General features: G+C 68.8%; 18 protein-coding genes. 9 read left to right on the plus strand and 9 right to left on the minus strand.

Annotated features, from left to right (window positions below):
- Positions 1-79: 79 nt before the first annotated feature.
- Positions 80-1,183 carry a methyl-accepting chemotaxis protein gene (locus V6S85_RS16860; protein ID WP_116488077.1) on the minus strand — a complete coding sequence of 368 codons (1,104 nt, stop codon included), beginning with the start codon at positions 1,181-1,183 and terminating at the stop codon, positions 80-82.
- Between the two features lie 317 nt (positions 1,184-1,500).
- Here V6S85_RS16860 and V6S85_RS16865 point away from each other — a divergent pair, with 317 nt between their 5' ends.
- Positions 1,501-2,877, plus strand: coding sequence for a pectate lyase (locus V6S85_RS16865; protein ID WP_334349653.1), 1,377 nt, complete (start codon positions 1,501-1,503; stop codon positions 2,875-2,877).
- Positions 2,878-2,969: 92 nt separating this feature from the next.
- On the opposite strand, the gene V6S85_RS16870 is transcribed toward V6S85_RS16865, so the two are convergent.
- Positions 2,970-5,909 (minus strand): TonB-dependent receptor domain-containing protein, encoded by a 2,940-nt coding sequence (locus V6S85_RS16870; protein ID WP_334349654.1) that lies wholly within the window; start codon positions 5,907-5,909, stop codon positions 2,970-2,972.
- Between the two features lie 617 nt (positions 5,910-6,526).
- Between V6S85_RS16870 and V6S85_RS16875 the strand changes: the two genes are divergently transcribed.
- From V6S85_RS16875 to V6S85_RS16885, 3 genes are read left to right on the plus strand one after another with little or no spacing between them, the layout of a single operon-like run.
- Positions 6,527-7,264: a 2OG-Fe(II) oxygenase family protein gene (locus V6S85_RS16875; protein WP_334349655.1), complete on the plus strand. Its 738-nt coding sequence runs from the start codon at positions 6,527-6,529 to the stop codon at positions 7,262-7,264.
- Entirely contained in the window at positions 7,264-7,818 is a 555-nt protein-coding gene (locus V6S85_RS16880) for a hypothetical protein (RefSeq protein WP_116569600.1), read from the plus strand. The genes V6S85_RS16875 and V6S85_RS16880 overlap by 1 nt, the downstream gene beginning before the upstream one ends.
- A 25-nt stretch (positions 7,819-7,843) precedes the next feature.
- Positions 7,844-8,206 (plus strand): potassium channel family protein, encoded by a 363-nt coding sequence (locus V6S85_RS16885; protein WP_116569599.1) that lies wholly within the window; start codon positions 7,844-7,846, stop codon positions 8,204-8,206.
- On the opposite strand, the gene V6S85_RS16890 is transcribed toward V6S85_RS16885, so the two are convergent.
- From V6S85_RS16890 to V6S85_RS16910, 5 genes are all read right to left on the minus strand, one after another.
- Positions 8,203-8,808, minus strand: a complete 606-nt coding sequence (locus V6S85_RS16890; protein WP_116569598.1) for a peptidylprolyl isomerase — start codon at positions 8,806-8,808, stop codon at positions 8,203-8,205. The genes V6S85_RS16885 and V6S85_RS16890 overlap by 4 nt on opposite strands.
- Before the next feature lie 59 nt (positions 8,809-8,867).
- Positions 8,868-12,461, minus strand: a complete 3,594-nt coding sequence (locus V6S85_RS16895; protein WP_334349776.1) for a hydantoinase B/oxoprolinase family protein — start codon at positions 12,459-12,461, stop codon at positions 8,868-8,870.
- Between the two features lie 73 nt (positions 12,462-12,534).
- Positions 12,535-13,110 carry a TMEM165/GDT1 family protein gene (locus V6S85_RS16900; RefSeq protein WP_116569597.1) on the minus strand — a complete coding sequence of 192 codons (576 nt, stop codon included), beginning with the start codon at positions 13,108-13,110 and terminating at the stop codon, positions 12,535-12,537.
- Between the two features lie 504 nt (positions 13,111-13,614).
- Entirely contained in the window at positions 13,615-14,352 is a 738-nt protein-coding gene (locus V6S85_RS16905; protein ID WP_334349656.1) for a DUF2793 domain-containing protein, read from the minus strand.
- A gap of 93 nt (positions 14,353-14,445) precedes the next feature.
- A complete protein-coding gene (locus tag V6S85_RS16910) occupies positions 14,446-15,453 on the minus strand; it encodes an NAD(P)H-dependent flavin oxidoreductase (RefSeq protein WP_058349984.1) in 1,008 nt (335 codons plus the stop codon).
- A gap of 181 nt (positions 15,454-15,634) precedes the next feature.
- Between V6S85_RS16910 and V6S85_RS16915 the strand changes: the two genes are divergently transcribed.
- From V6S85_RS16915 to V6S85_RS16930, 4 genes are all read left to right on the plus strand, one after another.
- Entirely contained in the window at positions 15,635-17,077 is a 1,443-nt protein-coding gene (locus V6S85_RS16915) for a methylmalonyl-CoA mutase family protein (RefSeq protein WP_334349777.1), read from the plus strand.
- Between the two features lie 3 nt (positions 17,078-17,080).
- Positions 17,081-19,237, plus strand: a complete 2,157-nt coding sequence (scpA, locus tag V6S85_RS16920) for a methylmalonyl-CoA mutase (protein WP_334349657.1) — start codon at positions 17,081-17,083, stop codon at positions 19,235-19,237.
- A 91-nt stretch (positions 19,238-19,328) separates the two neighbouring features.
- Positions 19,329-19,787, plus strand: a complete 459-nt coding sequence (locus tag V6S85_RS16925) for a hypothetical protein (RefSeq protein WP_334349658.1) — start codon at positions 19,329-19,331, stop codon at positions 19,785-19,787.
- A 44-nt stretch (positions 19,788-19,831) separates the two neighbouring features.
- Positions 19,832-20,410: a Uma2 family endonuclease gene (locus tag V6S85_RS16930; protein ID WP_334349659.1), complete on the plus strand. Its 579-nt coding sequence runs from the start codon at positions 19,832-19,834 to the stop codon at positions 20,408-20,410.
- Here the strand turns inward: V6S85_RS16930 and V6S85_RS16935 are convergent.
- Both V6S85_RS16935 and V6S85_RS16940 read right to left on the minus strand, forming a co-directional pair.
- Positions 20,407-20,862, minus strand: coding sequence for a DUF4112 domain-containing protein (locus V6S85_RS16935; protein WP_334349660.1), 456 nt, complete (start codon positions 20,860-20,862; stop codon positions 20,407-20,409). The two genes, V6S85_RS16930 and V6S85_RS16935, sit on opposite strands and share 4 nt — an antisense overlap.
- A 32-nt stretch (positions 20,863-20,894) precedes the next feature.
- On the minus strand, positions 20,895-21,359 hold the full coding sequence (locus V6S85_RS16940) for a DUF4112 domain-containing protein (RefSeq protein WP_116488226.1): 465 nt from the start codon (positions 21,357-21,359) through the stop codon (positions 20,895-20,897).
- A gap of 175 nt (positions 21,360-21,534) precedes the next feature.
- Here V6S85_RS16940 and V6S85_RS16945 point away from each other — a divergent pair, with 175 nt between their 5' ends.
- Positions 21,535-21,852, plus strand: a complete 318-nt coding sequence (locus V6S85_RS16945; RefSeq protein ID WP_116569591.1) for a heavy metal-binding domain-containing protein — start codon at positions 21,535-21,537, stop codon at positions 21,850-21,852.
- Positions 21,853-21,859: the final 7 nt, after the last annotated feature.

Consider the following 21,859-nt stretch of genomic DNA (forward strand, 5'->3'; position numbering starts at 1 on the left):
TCCGCTGCGCCGGAAAGTCATCACCAGCTCCCCCCACCGATCGCTACGCGATCGCCTCCCCCACAGGGGGAGGTTCGCTCTAAGCCTTCAGCCGCAGCACATTGTCCACGACCCGCTCGGCCACCGGCAGCGGCGTGTCCACCGCCTGGCGCTGCACCAGGCAGCCGTACCAGCCCAGGCCCTTGTAGGTCTCGTAGCCCGGGGTCAGGGCGTAGCCGATCGTGCGGTCGCCCTGCGCGTAGCTGCCCATGGTCCCATGCGAGGTGTCGAGCTTGAAGCTGTCGGTCAGCACGCCCTGCCCGTCCGAGGCCGCCAGGATCCGATGGTTCTGGTCCAGCAGCAGCACGCGCGAGCGGGCCTTTTCCTCGTCGGTCATGCGCACGCCGTCGACGATGGCCTGGGCCTGCGGGCGCCAGTCGAAATGAACGCCCAGCACGCCGATCACCTTGCCCCTGGCCTGGCCGCCCTCGCGGATGGCCGTGGCGTAGGTGGCCACCGGCGCCTCGTCCAACAGGCGCTGGCGAGCGATGTCGGCCACGGCGAAGTCGTCGCCGCTCTTGGTGCGCAAGGCTTCCTGGAACCAACTGGCGTTGGCGACCGAGGCGCCCTGCACGCCGCGATACTTGTCGGGCCGCCCGCTGGCGATCACCCGCCCGGCCGCGTCGCAGATCCACAGGTCCAGATAGACGGTGTAGGCGTCGAGGATCACCTTCAGCCGCTGGCTGGCATAGTCGGACGCCTCGCGCGACGGGGCCATGGCGCAGTCGACAACAGCGCTGTCGGTCGCCCACCAGCGCACGTCGCAGGTGCGCTCATAGAGGTTGCGGTCGATGATCTCGATGGCGTTCAGGGCCAGGTCGGCCAGGCGCTGGCCGCGCAGGTGCGACAGGATCGCCCCGCCGATCGCCGTCAGTTCGTCGAGGTCGGCGCGCACCTGGCTTTCCAGGGCCCCGGCCACCTCGTCGATCTGGGTCGAGATCTTCTTGAACTCCTCGGCCACGATGGCGAAGCCCTTGCCGGCCTCACCCGCGCGGGCGGCGACGATCAGCGCGTTGATCGCCAGCATCTTGGCGGCCCGGTTGACGGTAGAGATCTCGCCGATCTTCTGCCCCGCCACCACGCTGAGACGTTCGGACAGGTCGAGGATGCGCTCCGGTCGGAGGCTGGCTTCTTCGGCGGACATGGCGTGCTTCCCCCCCGGGACGCGAATCGACGGCAATCCGGTAAGGTTGACACCAGCGTCAGGTCCAGCCGCCCATTTTCGGAAGAAAACTTCGCCTGTCGGCGTCTCGCCGCAACGCAGCAGCCGATTTCGCCCGGATATCGAGCAGGAATTGATCACAGGCGCGGCAACCCCCTCGCCCGTGTAGGGTTACCGTCATGCGGCGCCACGCCCGCCCGCGAAATGACACCGGTGGACATTCTCCGATCTCAAGGGCAGGGTCGCGCCATCCGGACGATGCGCGCACGACGCTCGCCGGCCTCGGGGAGAACCGCGCCATGATCCGCCTTCGTCCGCGCCGCCTGCTGGCCGGCGCCGCCGCCATCGCCCTCCTGGGTATCGCTGGACAGGCCCCCGCCCAGACATCTGCCCAGACCCTGGCCTTCCCAGGCGCCGAAGGCGCGGGCCGGTTTTCGCAGGGCGGCCGCGGCGGCGCGGTGATCAAGGTCACCAACCTGGAGGACTCCGGCCCCGGCTCGCTGCGCGCCGCCGTCGAGGCCAAGGGCCCGCGCACCGTGGTCTTCGAGGTCGCCGGCACGATCCAGCTGAAGTCGGACCTGAAGATCAGCCAGCCGCGCATCACCATCGCCGGCCAGACCGCCCCGGGCGGCGGGATCACCCTGCGCGACCACACCCTCGTCGTCTCGGCCGACGACGTGGTCGTCCGGTTCATCCGCTCGCGCCTGGGCGACGAGAGCAAGACCGAGAGCGACGCCATCTGGATCAACAACGGCCGGCGGATCATCCTCGACCACGTCTCGGCCAGCTGGTCGGTGGACGAGACCCTGTCGGCCTCGGCCCGCTATGGCGAGGAGGGCCAGGGCTTCTTCGACCTGACGGTCCAGTGGTCGATCATCGCCGAATCCATGGCCCATTCGCTGCACGCCAAGGGCGACCACGGCTATGGCAGCCTGATCCGCGGCGGCAGGGGCTCGAAGATCAGTTTCCACCACAATCTGTGGGCCAACCACATGGCCCGCATGCCGCGCCCCGGCAACTACGACGGCGCCGACAAGGACCCGGTCGGGGCCCTGTTCGATTTCCGCTCCAACGTCTTCTACAACTGGGGCAAGGGCTATGCGGGCTACGACGCCGACAAGGCCGCGGTCGTCGCCTACAACTTCGTCGACAACGCCTACATCATGGGCCCGCAGAGCACCAAGGCGGTGGCCTTCCAGGAAAGCAACAGCCTCGCCAGCGCCTATTTCGCCGGCAACAGCATGCTGACCAACGTGCCCGCCGATCCCTGGAGCCTGGTCGCCTTCACCATTCCCGAGCCGGCCGGCTATCGCCTGCCCGCCCCGGTCGACGTCGGCCCGGTCAAGTCCGATCCGGCGCCGCTGGCCTATGAGCGCGTGCTGGCCGACGCCGGCGCCTCGGTGTTCCGCGACAGCGTCGACGCCCGCATCGTCGCCGGCGTGCGCGACCGCACCGGCAAGATGATCAACAGCCAGAAGGACGTCGGCGGCTGGCCCGCCCTGCCCGCCGGCAAGCCCGCCCGGGACAGCGACGGCGACGGCATGCCCGACGCCTGGGAAAAGGCCCATGGCCTCGACCCGAAGACCCCCGCCGACGGAGCGGTCCAGGCCAAGGACGGCTCGGGCTACACCAATCTGGAGCTCTATCTCGCCGACGCCGCCCGTCGGCGCGGCTAGGCCGTGAACGAAGAAAGCCGGCGACCGCGAGGCCGCCGGCTTTCGTAAGGACCAAGGTCCGGCGCGCCCCTTTCGGAGCGCGCCGTCCAGGATCAGTAGCGCAGGCGCGCGTTCAGGAAGAACACGCGGCCCAGCACGTCGTAGACGGCCGGATAGCCGCTGTTCGACGGCGAGGCGTTGCCGCCCAGGATCGGATAGGCTTCCTGGGTCAGGTTCTTGACGCCGCCGGTGAAGGCCAGGTTGTCGTTGACGTCCCAGTCGGCCGACAGGTCGAAGTAGTTCTTCGCGCCGATTTCCTCGACCGTGTAACGGGTCGCCGGAGCGTCGTCGATCACGTCGTCCAGGTAGTTCCAGACCAGGTTCACGCCGAACTGCTTGAAGCGCCAGTTGGCCGAGGTGCTGAGCTTGTGGCGCGGGATCGGGTTGACGCCGGCGCCCGAGCAGCGCGTGCCGAACTTGTCGGCGCACTTGATCGGCTGCGAGATCTCGTCCGGGATGATCGTGTACTCCCAGGTGTTGGTGTACAGCGAACGAACGGCCAGCGAGCCCCAGTCGGGCAGGCCGATGTCTTCCAGTTGCGTGCGGTAGGTGACGCCGAAGTCGAAGCCTTCGAGGTTACGCGCCGCGACGTTCTGGTTGATCGACGAGACGTAGTCGATCGAGCCGTTGCCCAGGCGGTTGATGGCCTGGCAGTAGGGCGAGTTCGGGTTGCCGTTGACGATCGGGCCGTAGCAGACCGCCATCAGGTTGGCCGTGCCGCCGCCGAAGGTGTCGATGGCGTCCTTCAGCTCGATCTTGAAGTAGTCGAGGGTGAACGACAGGCCCGAAACGAAGGACGGGGTGTAGACGACGCCGACCGTGGTCGTTTCGCCCTTTTCCGGCTTCAGGTTCGGGTTGCCGCCCGACAGGGTCTGGGTCTGCTGGTTGGCGTTGAGCACGCCGACCTGAGCCGCCGAGACGCCCGAATTGATACAGGCCTGGCGGACCTGGGCGTTCGGGTTGGCGCGGGCCGAGCAGGGGTCGGTCGAGGTCGGGAAGCCGTTGCTCTGCGGAGCGTACAGTTCGCCGATCGACGGAGCGCGGATGGCGCTGTTGTACGACACGCGGACCATCACGTCGTCGATGGGCTTCCAGGTGCCGGCGACCTTGTAGGTCTTAACCGGGTCCGGCTGGGTGGTGTAGTCCGAGATACGGCCGGCCAGTTCCAGGTCCAGCGACTTGACGAACGGCAGGTCCTTCAGGATCGGCACGGCCAGTTCGGCGTAGGCTTCGTAGACGTCGAAGCGGCCCGAGACCGGCGGGCTGGCGTTGAAGCCGGTCAGGTTGCCGGTGGCCAGGTCCTGGCTGGGGTTGAAGGCGAAGTCTTCGGCGCGGTACTCGGCGCCGACGGCGAAGCCGATCGGACCGGCGGGCAGCGAGAAGGCGTTGCTCGTGTCGCCGTTGAACACCAGGCCGGCGTACAGCTGCTCGTAGTCCTGCGACGAGTTGATCCGCGTCTTGATGAAGTTGGCGGCGCCGGCCGAGATGTTGCCTTGGCCGAACAGGTTGATCGGCACGCAGCCGCCCGACGGATCAAGACAGCCGGTGCCGGCGGCGTTCAGCAGCAGGGCCTGCTGGATGCGGGCCAGGCTGGTGTCGCCCAGCAGCGAGTTGCTGCCGTGGGTGTTGCCGTACTGGAAGTAGCTGTCGAAGCCGCCGTTGATGGCCTCGATCTCGCCCTTCAGGCCCAGCTGGACCTGGAAGCCGCTGAAGTCGAAGCGCGAGACGCGCGGGCCGACTTCCGACAGGCGGCGGTTGAAGACGCCGGTGACGGTGTCGTAGATGCCGTCGCCGTCGCTGTCGACGTCGGTGAAGGTGCCGGCGGTCCACGAGGCGCTCGACGGGATCGTGTAGGCGGTGCTCGAGCCCAGGCTGTTCAGCGCGGTCTTGGCGGCGGCCGTCAGGAACGGGTTGTTGTCGAGCGTGAAGCGGAAGGTGCGGTTGCCGATCGGCGTCGGCGCCAGCTGGGTGACGACCTTGCTGCTGACGAAGTTGCCCTTGGCGTAGGCGGTCAGGCCCGGCTTGAGCTCATAGCTGGCCAGCGAGGTGACCGAGTAGCGCTCCTGCGGGGTCTGGACGTAGTTGACCGGCGCGAAGTTGTAGGTGTCGGTCGCCGCGTTGTAGAGGCGCACGTTGCCGTTGCTGAGGAACAGCGCGGTGTTGGCGGTGTTGTTGGCCACGCCCGGCAGGGTCACGAAGCGGCCCGAGACGAAGGCGCCGACCTGGCCCGGCTCGTTCGAACCCGAACCGCTGGGGACCAGGCCCGTACGGGTGGCGTTGTCGCCCCAGGCGGTGCTGAGCATGCCGCCGCGCTCGCCCTGGGTCAGGGCTTCACGCTTGTTGTAGCCGAGGCTGAGGACGACGTTGCCCTTCTTGTCGCCGCCGAAGTTGGCGCCGAAGGTCATCGAGCCCGAATAGATCGGGGCCTCGCCCTTGTCGGTGGCCTGGTAGCCGGCCGACACTTCCATGCCCTCGAAGTCGTCCTTCAGGATGAAGTTGACGACGCCGGCGATGGCGTCCGAGCCGTACACGGCCGAACCGCCGCCCGACAGCACTTCGATGCGCTTGATCAGGGCCGGCGGGATCAGGTTGATGTCGACCGAACCGGCCTGGGTGGTCGGCGTCTGGCGCTTGCCGTCCACCAGCACCAGCGTGCGGTTGGAGCCCAGGCCGCGCAGACTGACGGTGGCGGTGCCGTTGCTGCCGTTGTTGACCGTCGAGGTGATGCCCGGAACGGCCTGCGGAAGGGTGTTGATCAGGTTTTCGGTGTTCACCACGCCCGACTGCTGCAGTTCCTTTTCGCCGACCGAGGCGACGGGGCTGCTGGAGGTCAGGTCAGGACGCGCGATGCGCGAACCGGTGACGACGATTTCCTCGACCGCGGCAGGCTCTTCCTGCGCGAAAGCCGGCGAGGCCACCATGGCGGGCGCGATCACGCCGCAAAGCAGGGTGGACGCAAGCAAACGCTTACGCGTGGACAAGGCGTGCAACATCAGACCTCCAAAAACTTATAGCGGCGCCGCTCGTGTTCCCCCGTGCGGCGCATTTTGCCCCCCCGCGTCGGGCTCGAAGCGGGTCTGCCCGCATGAACGGCGTTTGACGAACCGGGGTCAATCTTGCCTGAAGAAGACAGATTACATTTGGTTCACACTGTAACAAAAGGGACGCACTCTGCCCCAAATGCGCCATATATAGCCACCTTATCGCCCATTATGGTCGAAAAGGTCGTTCAATTGTTGCTGGAAGTGAAACATTTCTTATCGATAATCGAAAACGCCCAGACTGAAGGCGTTTCAAGCATCGGTGGGTTTTTGTTGCAGCTTAACCGGCCGCTGAATGGTCAAACTTTGCGTAGTCGACGGTATACGAAAACTACGGTTCGCCAGATTTAAACTCAAGCCGACCAGTCGCAGAACATTGCGATTTGGCGACGAATGGACAGCATCCGATACCCCATGCGCCATGCGCCGCAAGCCGGCGCCTGCTTTTTCGGCGCCGACACCCTGTGTCCGGCCAGGGGCGATTGAACCGTCGAACATCGATCTGTTAGCTAGAACCCGTCGCCGCCTCCGCCGCGACGGGGGAGATTCGCCGTGAACCACGTCGCCCGATGACGGCCGCAAAACCGACCTTGCGTATCCGCGCCGATCTCGATCCCGCGACCTTCGCCGACACCTTCGCCCGCGAGGGGGTCGTTCAGATTCCCGTCTTTCTGGAGCCCGTCGACGCAACCGCCGCCGGCGATCTGCTGGAGGGGGTGTCGTCCTGGGCCATCGTCGCGCCCGACGAGAAGAACGAGACGCTGGTCATCACCAACGAGGCCATCCGCAAGTTCGGCGACGCGGCCGTGCGCCAGTTCCTGCAAGGCGCGCTGAAACGCGCCTCGCGGGGGTTCTCGTTCATTCACCTGTCCTATCCGATGCAGGACGAGTACGCGCGAGACCCCTCCCCGCCCATCCACGCCCTCACCGAACTGGTGCAGAGCAGGGCCTTCCTCGATTTCGGGGCTAAGGTGATCGGTACGCCCCACGTGGCCGGCGTCCGGGCCCAGGCCTCGAACTATCGCCCCGGCGACTTCCTGACGCTGCATGACGACAAGCATGGCCGCGACACGCGCCTGGCCGCCTTCACGCTGGGCTTCACGCAGGGCTGGCGTCCCGACTGGGGCGGGCAACTGCTGTTCCACGACGCCGACGGCCAGATCGAACGGGGTTTCATGCCCGGCTTCAACGTGCTGACCCTGTTCCGCGTGCCGCGCCCCCACTCGGTGGCGCCGGTCGCCGCCTATGCCGCCGCCAAGCGCCTGTCGGTCACCGGCTGGCTGATCGACGAACCTGGAGCGCCGTGATGACGACCTTCCGCCTTCCCTCGCGCCGCGCCCTCGCGGCCACGAGCCTCGCCGCCGTCCTGGCGGTCGGCGCCGCCCAGGCGGCCGCGCCGGTCGTCCGCGACGTCGCCCCCGCCCTGAAGGCCCTGCTCGACTGCCGGGGGATCGCCGAAAGCGACAAGCGCCTGGCCTGCTACGACGCGGCCGTCGACTCGATCACCACCGCCGAGAAGAAGGGCGACGTCATCATCGTCGATCGCCAGCAGGCCCAGGCCGCCCGCCGCCAGGCCTTCGGGCTCGACCTCTCGGCCCTGTCGGTCTTCGATCGCGGCGACAAGCCCGAGGAGGTCGACCGCATCGCCGGCGAGGTGACCAAGGCCGTTCGCGGCGCGGATGGCCGCTGGATCCTGACCCTGGCCGACGGCGCGACCTGGCGCCAGGCCGACGATCGCGACCTGTCCTCGCCGCCCAAGGCCGGCTCGAAGGTCGAGATCCGCAAGGCCGCGGCAGGCAGCTACCTCATGAACATCGACGGCCAGACGGCCATCCGCGCCCGACGGGTGATCGGACCCTAGGCCGCTCCAACCGGGACCCTCACCGATGATGAAGTACCTCGACACGGTCCGCGAACTGCTGATCGTCTATGTCGTCATCCTGCTGGCCGCCGCCGGCGCCTATGCGTTCTTCGAGGGCAAATCCTATCTCGACGCCATCTGGTGGGCCTGTGTCACGGCCACCACGGTCGGCTACGGCGACTTCTACCCGGCGACGCCCGGCGGGCGCGTCGTCGCCGTCGTGCTGATGCACGTCACCCTGCTGCTGATCCTGCCGCTGCTGATCGGCACCATCTGCTCGCGCTGCATCAAGGACGCCAACGAGTTCAGCCACGCCGAACAGGAAGAGATCAAGACGACGCTGGCGCGGCTGGAGGCCCGCCTCGCCGAACTGTCCAGACGCGACTAGCCGACGCGTTTCATGCTCAGGATCTGGACCGGCGCCTTCAGCATCTCGTCCTTCATCGCCTCGGTGTAGGCCGGGCCGCCGGTGGGCATGGCCAGGATCTTCTTCACGATCGGCAGCCCCTCGACGACGGTTCCGAAGGCGGCGAAGCCCTGGTTGTCTCCTTTCGCGCCCGGATGGGCGTCGAGATAGGGCATGGCGCTGGCGCAGATGAAGAAGTCGCACGTAGCCGTGCCCGGCGCGTTGCGGGCCAGCGAGATCACGCCCGGCTTGTGGCGCAGGCCCGTCTTGGTCGTGCTCTCGTGAGCAATGGGCGCGAAGCGTCGCGCGCGCGGCGGCGGCGCGCCCTGGATCGAGCCCGCGCCCTTCACGCCCTTGGTGCGCGAGGCGCGATAGAAGGTCCCGCCGTCGTACTTCTTGCCGTCGACATAGCGCAGGAAATTGGCCGAGGTGACCGGCGCCTTCTTGTCTTCCAGCTCGACGATGATCGTGCCGGCGCTGGTCTGGATCGCCACGCGGGGCTTGCCGGCGGCCAGGGCCAGGCCGGGCGTCGCGACGACAAGACCGGCGGCGCCGATCAAGGTGCGGCGGGCGATGTCGGTCATGGTTGAAGCCTCTCTTGCGTTCGAGGATGCTTAGCGCGCGGGATGAGGCGGCGAAAGGCTCAGACCTTCCCCCAGCCCCCGCCGCCGGGCGTCTCGATGACCACCCGGTCGCCGACCGCGACCTGAGCCTCGTCGGTCGCCGCCAGGACCTGCACGCTGCCGTCCGCCCGCTCGATGCGCGCCAGGCCCAGAGCCCCGCAGGCCCCGCCATGCAGGCCGAACGGCGGCACGCGGCGGCGGTTGGACAGCAAGGTCACGGTCATCGGCTCGCGGAAGCCGATGGTGCGCACCACCCCGTCGCCGCCGCGATTGGCGCCCGCCCCGCCCGAACCGCGCCGGATCGAGAAGGCCTCGACCCGCACGGGATAGCGGGTCTCCAGCACCTCGGGATCGGTCAGCCGGCTGTTGGTCATGTGGGTCTGGACGGCGTCGGCGCCGGCGAAGTCCGGACCCGCGCCCGCGCCGCCGCAAATGGTCTCGTAGTACTGCCGCCGCTCGTCGCCGAAGGTGAAGTTGTTCATCGTGCCCTGAGCGGCCGCCATCACGCCCAGCGCGCCGTAGAGGGCGTCGACCACCACCTGGCTGGTCTCGACGTTGCCGGCCACCACCGCCGCCGGATAGCGCGGCTTCAGCATCGAGCCCTCGGGAATGACCAGCTCGACCGGCCGCAGGCAGCCGTCGTTCATCGGGATCTCGTCGTCCACCAGGGTGCGGAAGACATACAGCGCCGCCGCCCGGCAGATCGAGGCCGGGGCGTTGAAGTTGGTCGGAACCTGGTCGCTGGTGCCTGTGAAATCCACGCGGGCCGTCCGAGCCGTCTGGTCCACGGTGATCGCCACCTTCACCACGCTGCCGTCGTCCAGTTCATAGGCGAACGCGCCGTCCGACAGCCTGGCCAGCACCCGGCGCACGGCCTCCTCGGCGTTGTCCTGCACGTGGGCCATGTAGGCCTCGACGACGTCCTGGCCGAACTCGGCGACCAGGCCGGTCAGGCTTTCGGCGCCGCGGGCGCAGGCGGCGACCTGGGCTTTCAGGTCGCCGATGTTCTGGTCGGGATTGCGCGCCGGCCACTTGCCGGAAGCCAGCAGGGCGCGGGTCTCGACCTCCAGGAACCGGCCGCCCTCGACCAGCAGGAAGTTCTCGATGAGGACCCCCTCTTCCTCGACCGTCCGGCTGCCCGGCGGCATCGAGCCAGGCGTGATCCCGCCGATGTCGCCCTGGTGGCCCCGCGCGGCGACGTAGAAGAGCAAGGAGCCGGCCGTGTCGAACACCGGCATGACCACCGTCACGTCCGGCAGGTGGGTGCCGCCGGCATAGGGCGCGTTCAGCATGTAGACGTCGCCGGGCTTCATGCCTCGACCGTCATGGCTGCGGCCGTCGCGGATGGCCCGCACGCTGTCGCCCATCGAGCCCAGGTGCACCGGCATGTGCGGGGCGTTGGCGATCAGGTTCCCATCGCGGTCGAACAGGGCGCAGGAGAAGTCGAGCCGCTCCTTGATGTTCACCGAATAGGCCGTGTTCTGCAGGGCGAAACCCATCTCCTCGGCCACGGCCATGAAGAGGTTGTTGAACACCTCCAGCATCACCGGATCGGCTTCCGCGCCGGCGGCGCGACGCGGCGCGAGCGCCTCGATGCGATCGAGGATCAGGTTCAGGTGCGGATCGACCTTGGCCCGCCAGCCAGGCTCGACCACCGTCGTACCGGTGGTTTCGCGGATGATAGCCGGACCCGACACCTCAGCATCGACGGCAAGTCGTTCGCGGTCGAACACTGGCGTCGCGCGAACCTCGCCGGCCATGCGGATATCGGCTGTGGTCAGGGCGACCGGCGCGCCCTTGGACGCGCCGGACTCAAAATCCGGTTCGGCGCCGGCGTCGGCATGGCCGATCGCCTCGACGCTCAGGGTCTCGACCACCAGCGGCGTGGCCGGCGAGACGAAGCCGAAGCGGCGCTGATGCAGGGTCTCGAAGGCGGCCTTGACGCCCTGGGCATCGGTCAGCGGCACGCGCAGCGGCGTGTCGGCGCCGGCATACTTCACCAGCAGGGCGCCTTGCGTCTCGACGCTCACCAGCGGCGCGTCCTGGGCGCGCAGGGCCGCCTCGGCTTCAGCGGCCAGGGCGGCGGCGCGGGCCGGCAGGGTGGCGGCGGCCTCGTCCAGGCGCTGCTCGACCGTGGTCTCGCGCAGCAGGCGCAGGTCGGCCAGGCCCATGCCGTAGGCGCTCAGCACGCCGGCGAACGGGTGGATCATCACCGTCTTCATGCCCAGGGCGTCGGCCACCAGGCAGGCGTGCTGGCCGCCCGCCCCGCCGAAGCAGGCCAGGACATAGCGGGTGACGTCGTAGCCGCGCTGGATCGAGATCTGGCGCACGGCCTTGGCCATGTTCTCGACGGCGATGGTCAGAAAGCCCTCGGCGATCTGCGCCGGGGTCATCGCCCTGCCGGTCGCCGCTTCGATCTCGGCCGCCAAGGCATCGAAGCGCTGCAAGACCACGTCGCGGTCCAGCGGTTGGTCGGCGTTCGGACCGAAGACGTGCGGGAAGAATTCGGGCTGCAGCTTGCCCAGCATGACGTTGCAGTCTGTCACTGTCAGCGGCCCGCCGCGGCGATAGCAGGCCGGGCCGGGATTGGCCCCGGCCGAGGCGGGTCCCACCCGCAGCCGCGCGCCGTCGAACGAACAGATCGAGCCGCCGCCGGCCGCCACGGTATGGATGTTCATCATCGGCGCGCGCATCCGCACGCCCGCCACCACCGTCTCGTAGGCCCGCTCGTACTCGCCGGCATAGTGGCAGACATCGGTCGAGGTGCCGCCCATGTCGAAGCCGATGACGCGGGTGAAGCCGGCTTCCGCCGCCGTCCTGGCCATGCCCACCACGCCGCCGGCCGGACCCGACAGGATGGCGTCCTTGCCGCGGAAGGCGCGGGCGTCGGTCAGGCCGCCGTTCGACTGCATGAAGAACAGGCGCGTCTCCTCGCCCAGCCGCGAGGCCACCTGGTCGACATAGCGGCGCAGGATCGGCGACAGGTAGGCGTCGACCACCGCCGTATCGCCCCGCCCGACCAGCTTCATCAGCGGGCTGACCTCGTGGCTGGCCGAGACCTGGGTGAAGCCGACCTCGCGGGCGATCGCGGCGACGCGCGCCTCGTGGTCGGTGAAGCGGAAGCCGTGCAGCAGCACGATCGCCACGGCGCGGAAGCCGGCGTCAAAGGCGGCCTGCAACCCCTCTCGCGCGGCGGCCTCGTCGAGCGGCCGCACAACCTCGCCGTCGACGCCGACGCGCTCGTCGATCTCGACGACGCGGGTGTAGAGCGCCTCGGGCTTTATGATGTTGCGGTCGAACAGCCTGGGCCGGGCCTGTTGGCCGATGCGCAGGGCGTCGGCGTGGCCCTTGGTGATCGCCAGGACCGTCGGCTCGCCCTTGCGCTCGAGCAGGGCGTTGGTGGCCACCGTGGTGCCCATCTTCACCGCCTCGACGCTCCCGCCGCCGCCCGCCTCGAGCAGGGCGCGAACCCCGGCCACGGCGGCGTCCTCGTACTGCTCGGGGTTTTCCGACAGCAGCTTGTGGGTGACCAGGCGGCCGTCAGGCCGGCGGGCGACGATGTCGGTGAAGGTGCCGCCGCGATCGATCCAGAATTCCCAGCCGGTCGCGGACAGCGTGTCTTGGGTCATGAGGCGGGAAACTCCGGATCGTTCGACCCGTGAATAGCTCCCGCCCCCGCCTACGTCATTACCCGAAGAGGCCCAACAGGCTCGCGATCCCCCACAGGCCCAAGCCAAGGAAGATCAGGGCCGCGCCGATGCGCACGTACTTCAGCGGCACGATCTTGGTGGCCGCCTCGCCCAGGTACACGGCCGGCACGTTGGCCAGCATCATGCCCAGCGTGGTGCCGGCGGCCACCAGGGTGACGTTGTGGAATTGGGCGCCCAGGGCGACCGTGGCGATCTGGGTCTTGTCGCCCATCTCGACCAGGAAGAAGGCGACGGCCGTGGTGAGGAAGACGCCGTAGCGGCCCACCGCCCCGCCGTCCTCGTCGTCGGCCTTGTCGGGGATCAGCGCCCAACCGGCCATGGCGATGAACGAGATGGCGATCAGCCACTGGAACCAGGCGCCTTGCAGGTATTGGGCGACCAGCGAGCCGGCCAGCGCCGCCAGGGCGTGGTTCAGCAGGGTGGCGACCAGGATGCCCAGGATGATCGGGACCGGCTTCTTGAACCGCGTGGCCAGGATGATGGCCAGAAGCTGGGTCTTGTCGCCGATTTCGGCGATGGCCACGACCAGGGTCGAGACGAGCAGGGATTCCATGAAACACCGTTGCGGGGCCGAGCGCAGACAAGACAACAGCGACCGTTTCCCCGCCCAGCCCGGACGGAAAACGACGCCATTGGTCTCGCCAAGAAAGCTGTCGGTGCTTCCTTCACCCGCGCCACGGTCCGAAGACCGAGTGTGTTGACGACGGGCCCCGCTGATAGGCGCGGGCGGCTACTCCCCAAGGGATGCGGGGCGTGTAACCGCAGCCGCCGCCCGGATCAAGCAGAGAGCCATTCGCAAGTTGGGGGGTGGTCGGCTGTCGGTGTTTTGAACCCTCTCTCTTAGAGAGAGGGAGGGGCCCGCCGCCAAAGGCGGCGGGAGGGTGAGAGGTAACAAACTCTCAGGATAAGGCGCGATGAAACCGACTGGGGCCAACCCACCCTCCAATCCACCGATCGACAGGCCGCATCGGGATTTGCCCGCCGACGGTGAAACCTCTCACCCTCCCATGGCTTCGCCATGGGCCCCTCCCTCTCTCTCAGAGAGAGGGCTTTGGTGCTAAACCGCCCCCGGCGCCTCGAACCGCAGCAGATGGATCGCCACCCGCACCTTGCCGGCGACGAAGCTGCCGCCCGCCGCGGTGAGCACCACGGGCGTGTCGGCGTAGTACGCCGTCGGCCCCACGACGCCGATGTTGCTGGCGTTCAGCGCCACGCCCAGCGACGAGCCGAACTTGCCGGTCTCGCCGGCGACGCCGCAGCTGTAGGAGATCGCGCCGGTGATGGCGGCGCTGGTGCGGGTCGAGACGCCCATCACGATCGCGCGCGCCGGGATCACGGCCGTCGTCGTCACCGAGGCGCCGCTCAACGTCGCCTCGACCTCGACGATCTCGACGCGCACATCGGCCCCGAACGGCGAACGGGCGGCGGTCAGGCTGGAGAAGGTCGACGACAGCGCGACCCAGGCCGAGCCGGTGAACACGGCCATCTGGCCTTCATCGGCGATCCAGGCGGTGAAACCGGCGGCGGGGGTGATCGCCTCCCAGGCCCCGGCCTCGAAGCGCATCAGGCTGTGGGAGGGCGCGGCCGCCCAGTCGGCGCCCGTGGCCGTCGAGGGGCGGATCCACATGGCGCCGTCGGCGGGCGAAGCCGGCTGGACCGTGGTCGCACGGCTGACGACGCAGGGCTGGACGAGGCCGTCGAGCCGGGCGAGGCCCTCATTGACGGTGACGTGCTTCTGGGCTTGCCCCGCGGCCACGTAAGGCAGCGAAAGGCGGGGCGTGGCGGCGTCGGACATGAGGCGCTCCTGGCGGGTTTCGAACCCGCCAAGGATCGCCGCGCCGGAGTCGCCGGGGACGAAGCCGCCTTCGTCCCCGGGTCTGTCCCCGTCCTACTCGGCGGCGAAAGCCAGGCGATTGCCGGCCGTCAGCGCGGTCTTGGCGGCCAGTTCGGCCTTCGCGTCCTCATATTCCTCCGCCAGGCGCGCGATGCGTTCGGCGACCGGCAGCACTTCCTTGATCGCGCCGATGCCCTGGCCCGAGCCCCAGATGTCGCGCCAGGCCTTGGCGTCCTGGTTGCCGCCAGAGCCGAAGCTCATCTTCGACGGATCGCTCTCCGGCAGGTTTTCCGGATCCAGGCCGGCGGCGACGATCGACTGGCGCAGATAGTTGCCGTGCACGCCGGTGAAGAGGTTCGAATAGACGATGTCGCTGGCGTTGGCCTCGGTGATCGTCCGCTTGTAGGCCTCCGGCGCATTGGCCTCCTCGGTCGCGATGAAGGCCGAGCCGATATAGGCCAGGTCCGCGCCCATGGCCTGGGCCGCCAAGACGGAGCGACCGCTGGCGATGGCGCCCGACAGGGCCACCGGGCCGTCGAACCAGGTGCGGATCTCCTGAACCAGGGCGAAGGGCGAGATGGCCCCGGCGTGGCCGCCAGCGCCCGCCGCCACGGGAATCAGGCCGTCGGCCCCCTTCTCGATGGCCTTCCGGGCGAAGCGGTCGTTGATGACGTCGTGCAGGGTGATGCCGCCGTACGAGTGGATCGCCTGGTTCAGGTCCTCGCGCGCGCCCAGCGAGGTGATCACCACCGGCACCTTGTACTTCACGCACAGCTCGATGTCCTGCTCGAGCCGGTTGTTGGTCTTGTGGACGATCTGGTTCACCGCGAACGGGGCCGAAGGCATGTCCGGATGGGCCTTGTCCCAGGCGGCCAGTTCCTCGGTGATGCGGGCCAGCCACTCGTCCAGCTGCGATAGCGGGCGGGCGTTCAGCGACGGGAACGAACCGACAATGCCGGCCTTGCACTCGGCGATCACGAGGTCCGGGTTGCTGATGATGAACAGCGGCGAGGCGATCACCGGCAGGCGCAGACGGTCACGCAGGATGGGCGGCAGGGCCATGGGACGGGGGTCTCCTCGTTCCGCGACGTCACGCGCCGCGCATGTTAACAGCGTTAGCTTAAACGCCTGTTCATGGGACTTGCAAGCGCTTGACCTCCGTGGCGGCAGGCGCGCAACTGCGTCAAAATACAAGAATGCCGCACCGCAGGAGAACCCCGTCGTGAGCGAGGCGCCCGCCCAACTGGCCGACGACTTCGGCCCGCCCGACGAAGCCTTGGCCCAGGCCAAGTGGTTGAAACTGGTCGAGAAGACCCTGAAAGGGGCCGATTTCGACGAGACCCTGGTGCGCGTCAATCCCGATGGCGTCGCCATCCGCCCGCTCTATACCGCCGACGACGCCGTGACCGTGGCCCGCGACCTGCGCCCGCGCGACGTCGACCGCCCCTGGGACCTGCGCACCCGCGTCGCCCATCCCGACCCCAAGCACGCCAACACCGAGATCCTGAAGGACCTGGAGAACGGCGCGGCCTCGGTGCTGCTGGCGCTGGATCCGGCCGGCAAGACCGGTGTGGCGGTCGGTTCGCGCGAGGACCTGGCCCGCGTGCTGGACGGCGTGCTGCTCGACCTCGCCCCCGTGGCGCTGGACGCCGGGTTCCTGGGGCCCAAGGCCGCCGACTGGCTGGCGAGCCTGGCCAAGGCCGCGCCCAACGCGCCGCTCGCCTTCCACATGGACCCGCTGACCGCCTGGATGCAGGCCGGCGCCAGCCCCGGCCCGATCGAGAGCCACCTGTTCAGCGCCGCCACGGTCGGCGCGCGCCTCGCCGAAACCTACGCCACGGCCAGCCTGTTCCTGGCCACGGGCCGCGCCGTGCACGAGGCCGGCGGATCCAACACCGAGGAACTGGCGGTCATGGCCGCCAGCGCCGTCGCCTACGCCAAGGCCCTGGTCCGCTCGGGCCTGCCCATGGAAGACGCGTGGTCGCGCATCGTTCTGGGCGTCAGCCTCGACGGCGAATACTTCACCGGCGTGGCCAAGGTGCGCGCCGTCCGTTCGCTGTGGGCCCAGCTGACCCGCGCCTGCGGCGTCGACGCCCCCGCCCGGATCGAGGCCCGCTCGTCGCGGCGCATGCTGGCCCGGGCCGACGCCTGGACCAACCTGCTGCGCCTGACCGCCGCCGGCTTCGCCGGTGCGGTGGGCGGGGCTGACACAGTCATCCTCGGAAACTTCACCGACGCCATCGGCCTGCCGACCGCCTTCGCCCGCCGCCAGGCCCGCAACACCCAGCTGGTGCTGATGGAAGAGAGCCACCTGGGCCGCGTCGCCGACCCGGCCGGCGGCGCCTGGTACCTCGACACCCTGACCGACCAGTTGGCCCGCGCCGCCTGGGGCGGCTTCCAGGCCATCGAGGCCGACGGCGGGATCGTCAAGGCGCTGGAAAGCGGCCTGATCGCCGACATGGTCGCCGAAACCCGCGAAGGGCAAGAGAGCGCCTTCGCCGACAAGAGCCGCAAGATCCTGGGCGTCACCGCCTTCCCCAACGCCGACGACAAGACGCCGGAGGTGGAAACGCCCGACGCGGCCGCCTTCGCCGTCGACGGTCCCGACCCGCGCCTGCCCGGCCCCGACAGCCGCTGTCCGGCCCTGACGCCCATCCGCTTCGCCGCCGCCTTCGAGGGAGCCTGAGCCATGAGCAAGTTCCCCGACTTCGCCGATGTCGCCTTCGAGAGCCCCGAACCGACCGCCGCGCCGCCGGCGGGCAAGGCCTGGAGCACGCCGGAAGGCGTCGACGTCGCCCCCGCCTTCACCTCCGAGGATGCGGCGGGCCTCGATTTCACCGACGGCCGCCCCGGCGTCGCGCCCTTCGTGCGCGGCCCCTACCCGACCATGTACGTCACCAACCCGTGGACGATCCGCCAGTACGCCGGCTTCTCCACGGCCGAGGATTCGAACGCCTTCTATCGCCGCAATCTGGCGGCCGGTCAGATGGGCCTGTCGGTGGCCTTCGACCTGGCCACCCACCGCGGCTATGACTCGGACCACGAGCGGGTGAAGGGCGATGTCGGCATGGCGGGCGTGGCCATCGACTCGATCCTCGACATGCGCACGCTGTTTTCCGGCATCCCGCTCGACAAGATGAGCGTGTCGATGACGATGAACGGCGCGGTGCTGCCGATCCTGGCGCTCTACATCGTCGCCGCCGAGGAGCAGGGCGTCACGCCCGACAAGCTCTCGGGCACGATCCAGAACGACATCCTCAAAGAGTTCATGGTGCGGAACACCTACATCTATCCGCCCGCGCCCTCGATGCGGATCATCTCGGACATCTTCGCCTTCACCTCGGCGAACATGCCCAAGTTCAACTCGATCTCGATCAGCGGCTACCACATGCAGGAGGCCGGGGCCTCGGCCGACCTGGAGCTGGCCTACACCCTGGCCGACGGCATCGAGTACGCCCGGGCCGGCGTCGCGGCCGGCATGAGCATCGACGCCTTCGCGCCGCGCCTGTCGTTCTTCTGGGCCATCGGCATGAACTACTTCATGGAAGTGGCCAAGATGCGGGCCGCCCGCCTGCTGTGGGCCCGCCTGATGAAGCGCGAGTTCGAGCCCAAGGACGACCGCTCGCTCAGCTTGCGCACCCACAGCCAGACCTCGGGCTGGTCGCTGGCGGCGCAGGACGTGTTCAACAACGTCTCGCGCACCTGCGTGGAGGCCATGGCCGCCGTCAACGGCCAGACCCAGAGCCTGCACACCAACGCCCTGGACGAGGCCCTGGCCCTGCCGACCGATTTTTCGGCCCGCATCGCCCGCAACACCCAGCTGTTCCTGCAGATGGAAAGCGGCACGACCCGCGTCGCCGACCCCTGGGGCGGCAGCTTCTACGTCGAGCGCCTGACCCACGACCTGGCGGTCAAGGCCCTGGCCCACATCGAGGAGGTCGAGGCCGCCGGCGGCATGGCCAAGGCCATCGAGCAGGGCATTCCCAAGCTGCGCATCGAGGAGGCCGCCGCCAAGACCCAGGCCCGCATCGACTCCAATCGCCAGAGCGTGGTCGGCGTCAATCGCTACAAGCCCGAGGTGGCCGACGTCATCCCGATGCTGAAGGTCGACAACAGCTCGGTGCGCAACCAGCAGCTCGAAAAGCTGGCCCGCCTGAAGGCCGAGCGCGATCCGGCGGCGACGGAAGCCGCGCTGAAGGCGCTGGAAGACGGCGCGCGGGGAACCGGCAACCTCCTGGCCCTGGCCGTCGACGCGGCCCGCGCCAAGGCCACCGTGGGCGAGATCAGCGATGCGCTCGAGCGGGTGTTCGGCCGCCACCGGGCCGAGATCAAGTCGATCCAGGGCGTCTACATGAAGGAAGCCGGCTCCGATCCCACCACCGCCCGCGCCAAGGCCATGGTCGAGGCCTTCGCCCAGGCCGACGGCCGCCGCCCCCGCATCCTGGTCGCCAAGATGGGCCAGGACGGCCACGATCGCGGCCAGAAGGTGATCGCCACCGCCTTCGCCGACCTCGGCTTCGACGTCGACATCGGCCCGCTGTTCCAGACGCCCGCGGAAGCCGCGCGTCAGGCCGTGGAGAACGACGTCCATATCGTCGGGGCCTCGTCGCTCGCGGCCGGCCACCTGACCCTGGCCCCGGAACTGAAGGCCGAGCTCGGCAAGCAGGGCCGCGCCGACATCATGATGGTGGTCGGCGGCGTGATCCCGCCGCAGGACTTCCAGGCCCTGCGCGACGCCGGCGCGGCGGCGATCTTCCCGCCCGGCACGGTGATCGCCGAGGCGGTGATCGAACTGCTCGACAAGCTGAACAAGCAGCTCGGCTACACCCAGGGCGAGGCGGCCTAGCGACCGCCTGCATCGCTTCTCCATCGCAGGCGCCGCGCGGGCTGCACGCGCACGCCCTCTCCTCGCCCTTGCCGACAGCAAGGAGGGTGACATGCGACGGGCGAAGACGCGGACGACCATGCCGAGGGTGGTCGTGGGAGCCCTGTTCAGCCACCTGGCGCCGTCGATGTTCCTGGGCGCGGTGTACGGCCTGTTCGTCCCCGGCGGCGCAGAGATCGACGGGGAGCCCTTCAACGCCATGCTGGCCGCGCCGGTGTTCGGCCTGATCTTGGGCTGGCCCTACGTCGCCGCCGGCCTGGCGGCCTGGGCCCTGCTCGACCAGATCGAGCAGCATCACCCGTGGGCCGCCGCTATGGCCGGCCTGGCCGTCGGCGCGAGCGTGGCCTGGCTTTCGTTCCGCGACGGCCTCTTCTTCGGCCTGCCGATCGCCTGGCCGCTCTGCATCGGCGTCGGCCTGCTGACCGGCCTGGGCGTCTGGTGGATCGTCTATGGCCGCCAATGGGCGCTGAAGCCCGCGGCTCCGCCGCCCCGCAGCCGCCTCGCACTCTGAGCGCACGGCGTTACGCATCTCGAGGCTCGTGCTATCGTCGCGCCATGAACGCTCCGGGCCATCTTGCCGAAACCGTCGCGCCGTACCGCTTCACGTATGACGACGTGCTGCGCATGGTCGAGACCGGCATTCTGGCGGACGACGCCCGCGTCGAGCTGATCGAGGGGGAACTGATCGCAGTGTCGCCGGAAAGCGTTCCTCATGTTCGCTGTCGGCGCTGGCTGACCCAGTTCTTCACCCGCCGCCTGGCCGAAGGTCAGTGGGAGATCAATTCGGACGCGCCGATCCGCCTGGACGACCAGACCGCGCCCGAACCCGATCTGGCCATCTTTCCGAGCACGGTGCATGACCGCGACCTCAAGGGCGGCGATATCATGCTGGCCATCGAGGTGTCGGTTTCGAGCCAGGCCTTCGACCTGGGCAAGAAGGCCGATCTGTACGCCGCAGCGGGCGTTCGCGAGTATTGGGTTGTCGACGTTTCGGGCCAGCGCCTAATCGTCCATCGCGAACCGACGGCGGGCGGCTATCGTTCGATCTGGGAGGAAGGCGTCCGCGGCGGCGTGGCGCCCAAGGCCTTCCCGCACCTGGAAATCCGTGTCGGGGACCTGCCGCTGAACGACTAGCGCTTGCCCGCCTTCGCCTTCTTCTTCCGGCGCTTGAGATCGACGTCCTCGGGCGCGCCGTGGCGGGCCTCGATGTCCTTTTGCAGGGCCTTGGCCGCCATCAGGTGGCCGGGGAACAGGGTGTCGATCGCCCAGCCGACGACGGGCACGGCGCTGGTCGAGCTGTCGAACAGCATGTAGGCGGCCATCCGCGCCACCGTCGGCAGCGACGCCCGGGCCTGCCAGGCGTGATAGGCCAGCACGGCCGCCGCGCCGAGGCTGTAGGCGGTGTTGGCGCCCGGCACCCAGGCCAGCACGCCGTCGAGGCCGATGCCGATGGGGCCGACGCCGATCAGCCGGTCCGACAATCGCTTGATCGTCTCGGCGTTGCGCCAAGCCTTGTGCGCCCGCTGTCGATGGCCGGCGGGCCCCTCATCGATTACTTCGCCTTGCAGGACGGCATCGTCGGTCATGTGGTCTCAACGCCTCGCCGCAAGCTTGGTTGTCAGCCCAGGAACACCACTCGTCGCTTTTCCTTGCCCGAGCGGATCCGCTCAAGCAGGTCGCGATACTCGGCCGTGGCCTGGGCTTCCTTGCGCGTCCCTTCGAAGTAGATCGTGTCGTCCATGTGCTTGATCAACATGCCGCCGGCCCACTTCTGGCCGGTGAACAGGGTGTCGGCCACCGCGCCCAGGCCGGGCGGCCCCAGCGGCAGCAGGGCGTCGATCAGCAGCACGGCCGTCATCTGGATCAGCACCATCGGCGCGGCCCGCGCCCGCACGCCGTCGAACAATAGCACCCCGCCCGCGCCCAGCGAGTAGAGCGAACCCGCCCCGCCGAACCAGGCCAGGATGCCGTCCAGGCCGATGCCCACCGGCCCGACGCCGACGATGTTGTCGGACAGCTTGACCGTGCGCTCGACGCTGCCCCGGATGTTGTGCAGGTCGAGATGCGATTTGGCGAAGAACAACGGCCAGCCCCCCAGCTTCAGCGCGGGCAATCTGCCTCAAGGCCAGGCTTGCCGGAAGCCGGTTTCCCGCCAGAGGGGAAACTTCGCCGTATAGCCACGCGTGCAACGCCGGAGCCCCTCGCGGCGCGCCCCGTTTATGCTTAACTATGCGCCATCGATCGAAGGACCCGCGGCCATGCTGATCTCGACCACCCCGTTCATCGAGGGCCGTCCGGTCAAGGAGTACAAGGGCGCGATCTATTCCCAGGCGATCCTGGGCGCGAACGTCGTGCTCGACCTGCTGGCCTCGATCCGCGACTTCATCGGCGGCCGCTCCAGCTCCTACGAGCGGGTGCTGGAACGCGCCCGCGAGGACGCCCTGAAGGGCCTGATGAAGGAAGCCGAGAAGGTCGGCGCCAACGCCATCCTGGCGGTCGATCTCGACTACAACACAGTCGGCCCCAACGGGCAGATGATGATGGTTTCGGTTTCCGGCACGGCGGTCGTCCTCTAAGTCGGGG

The sequence above is a fragment of the Caulobacter sp. CCNWLW153 genome (genome assembly GCF_036889365.1).
Classification (GTDB): Bacteria; Pseudomonadota; Alphaproteobacteria; order Caulobacterales; family Caulobacteraceae; genus Caulobacter; species Caulobacter radicis.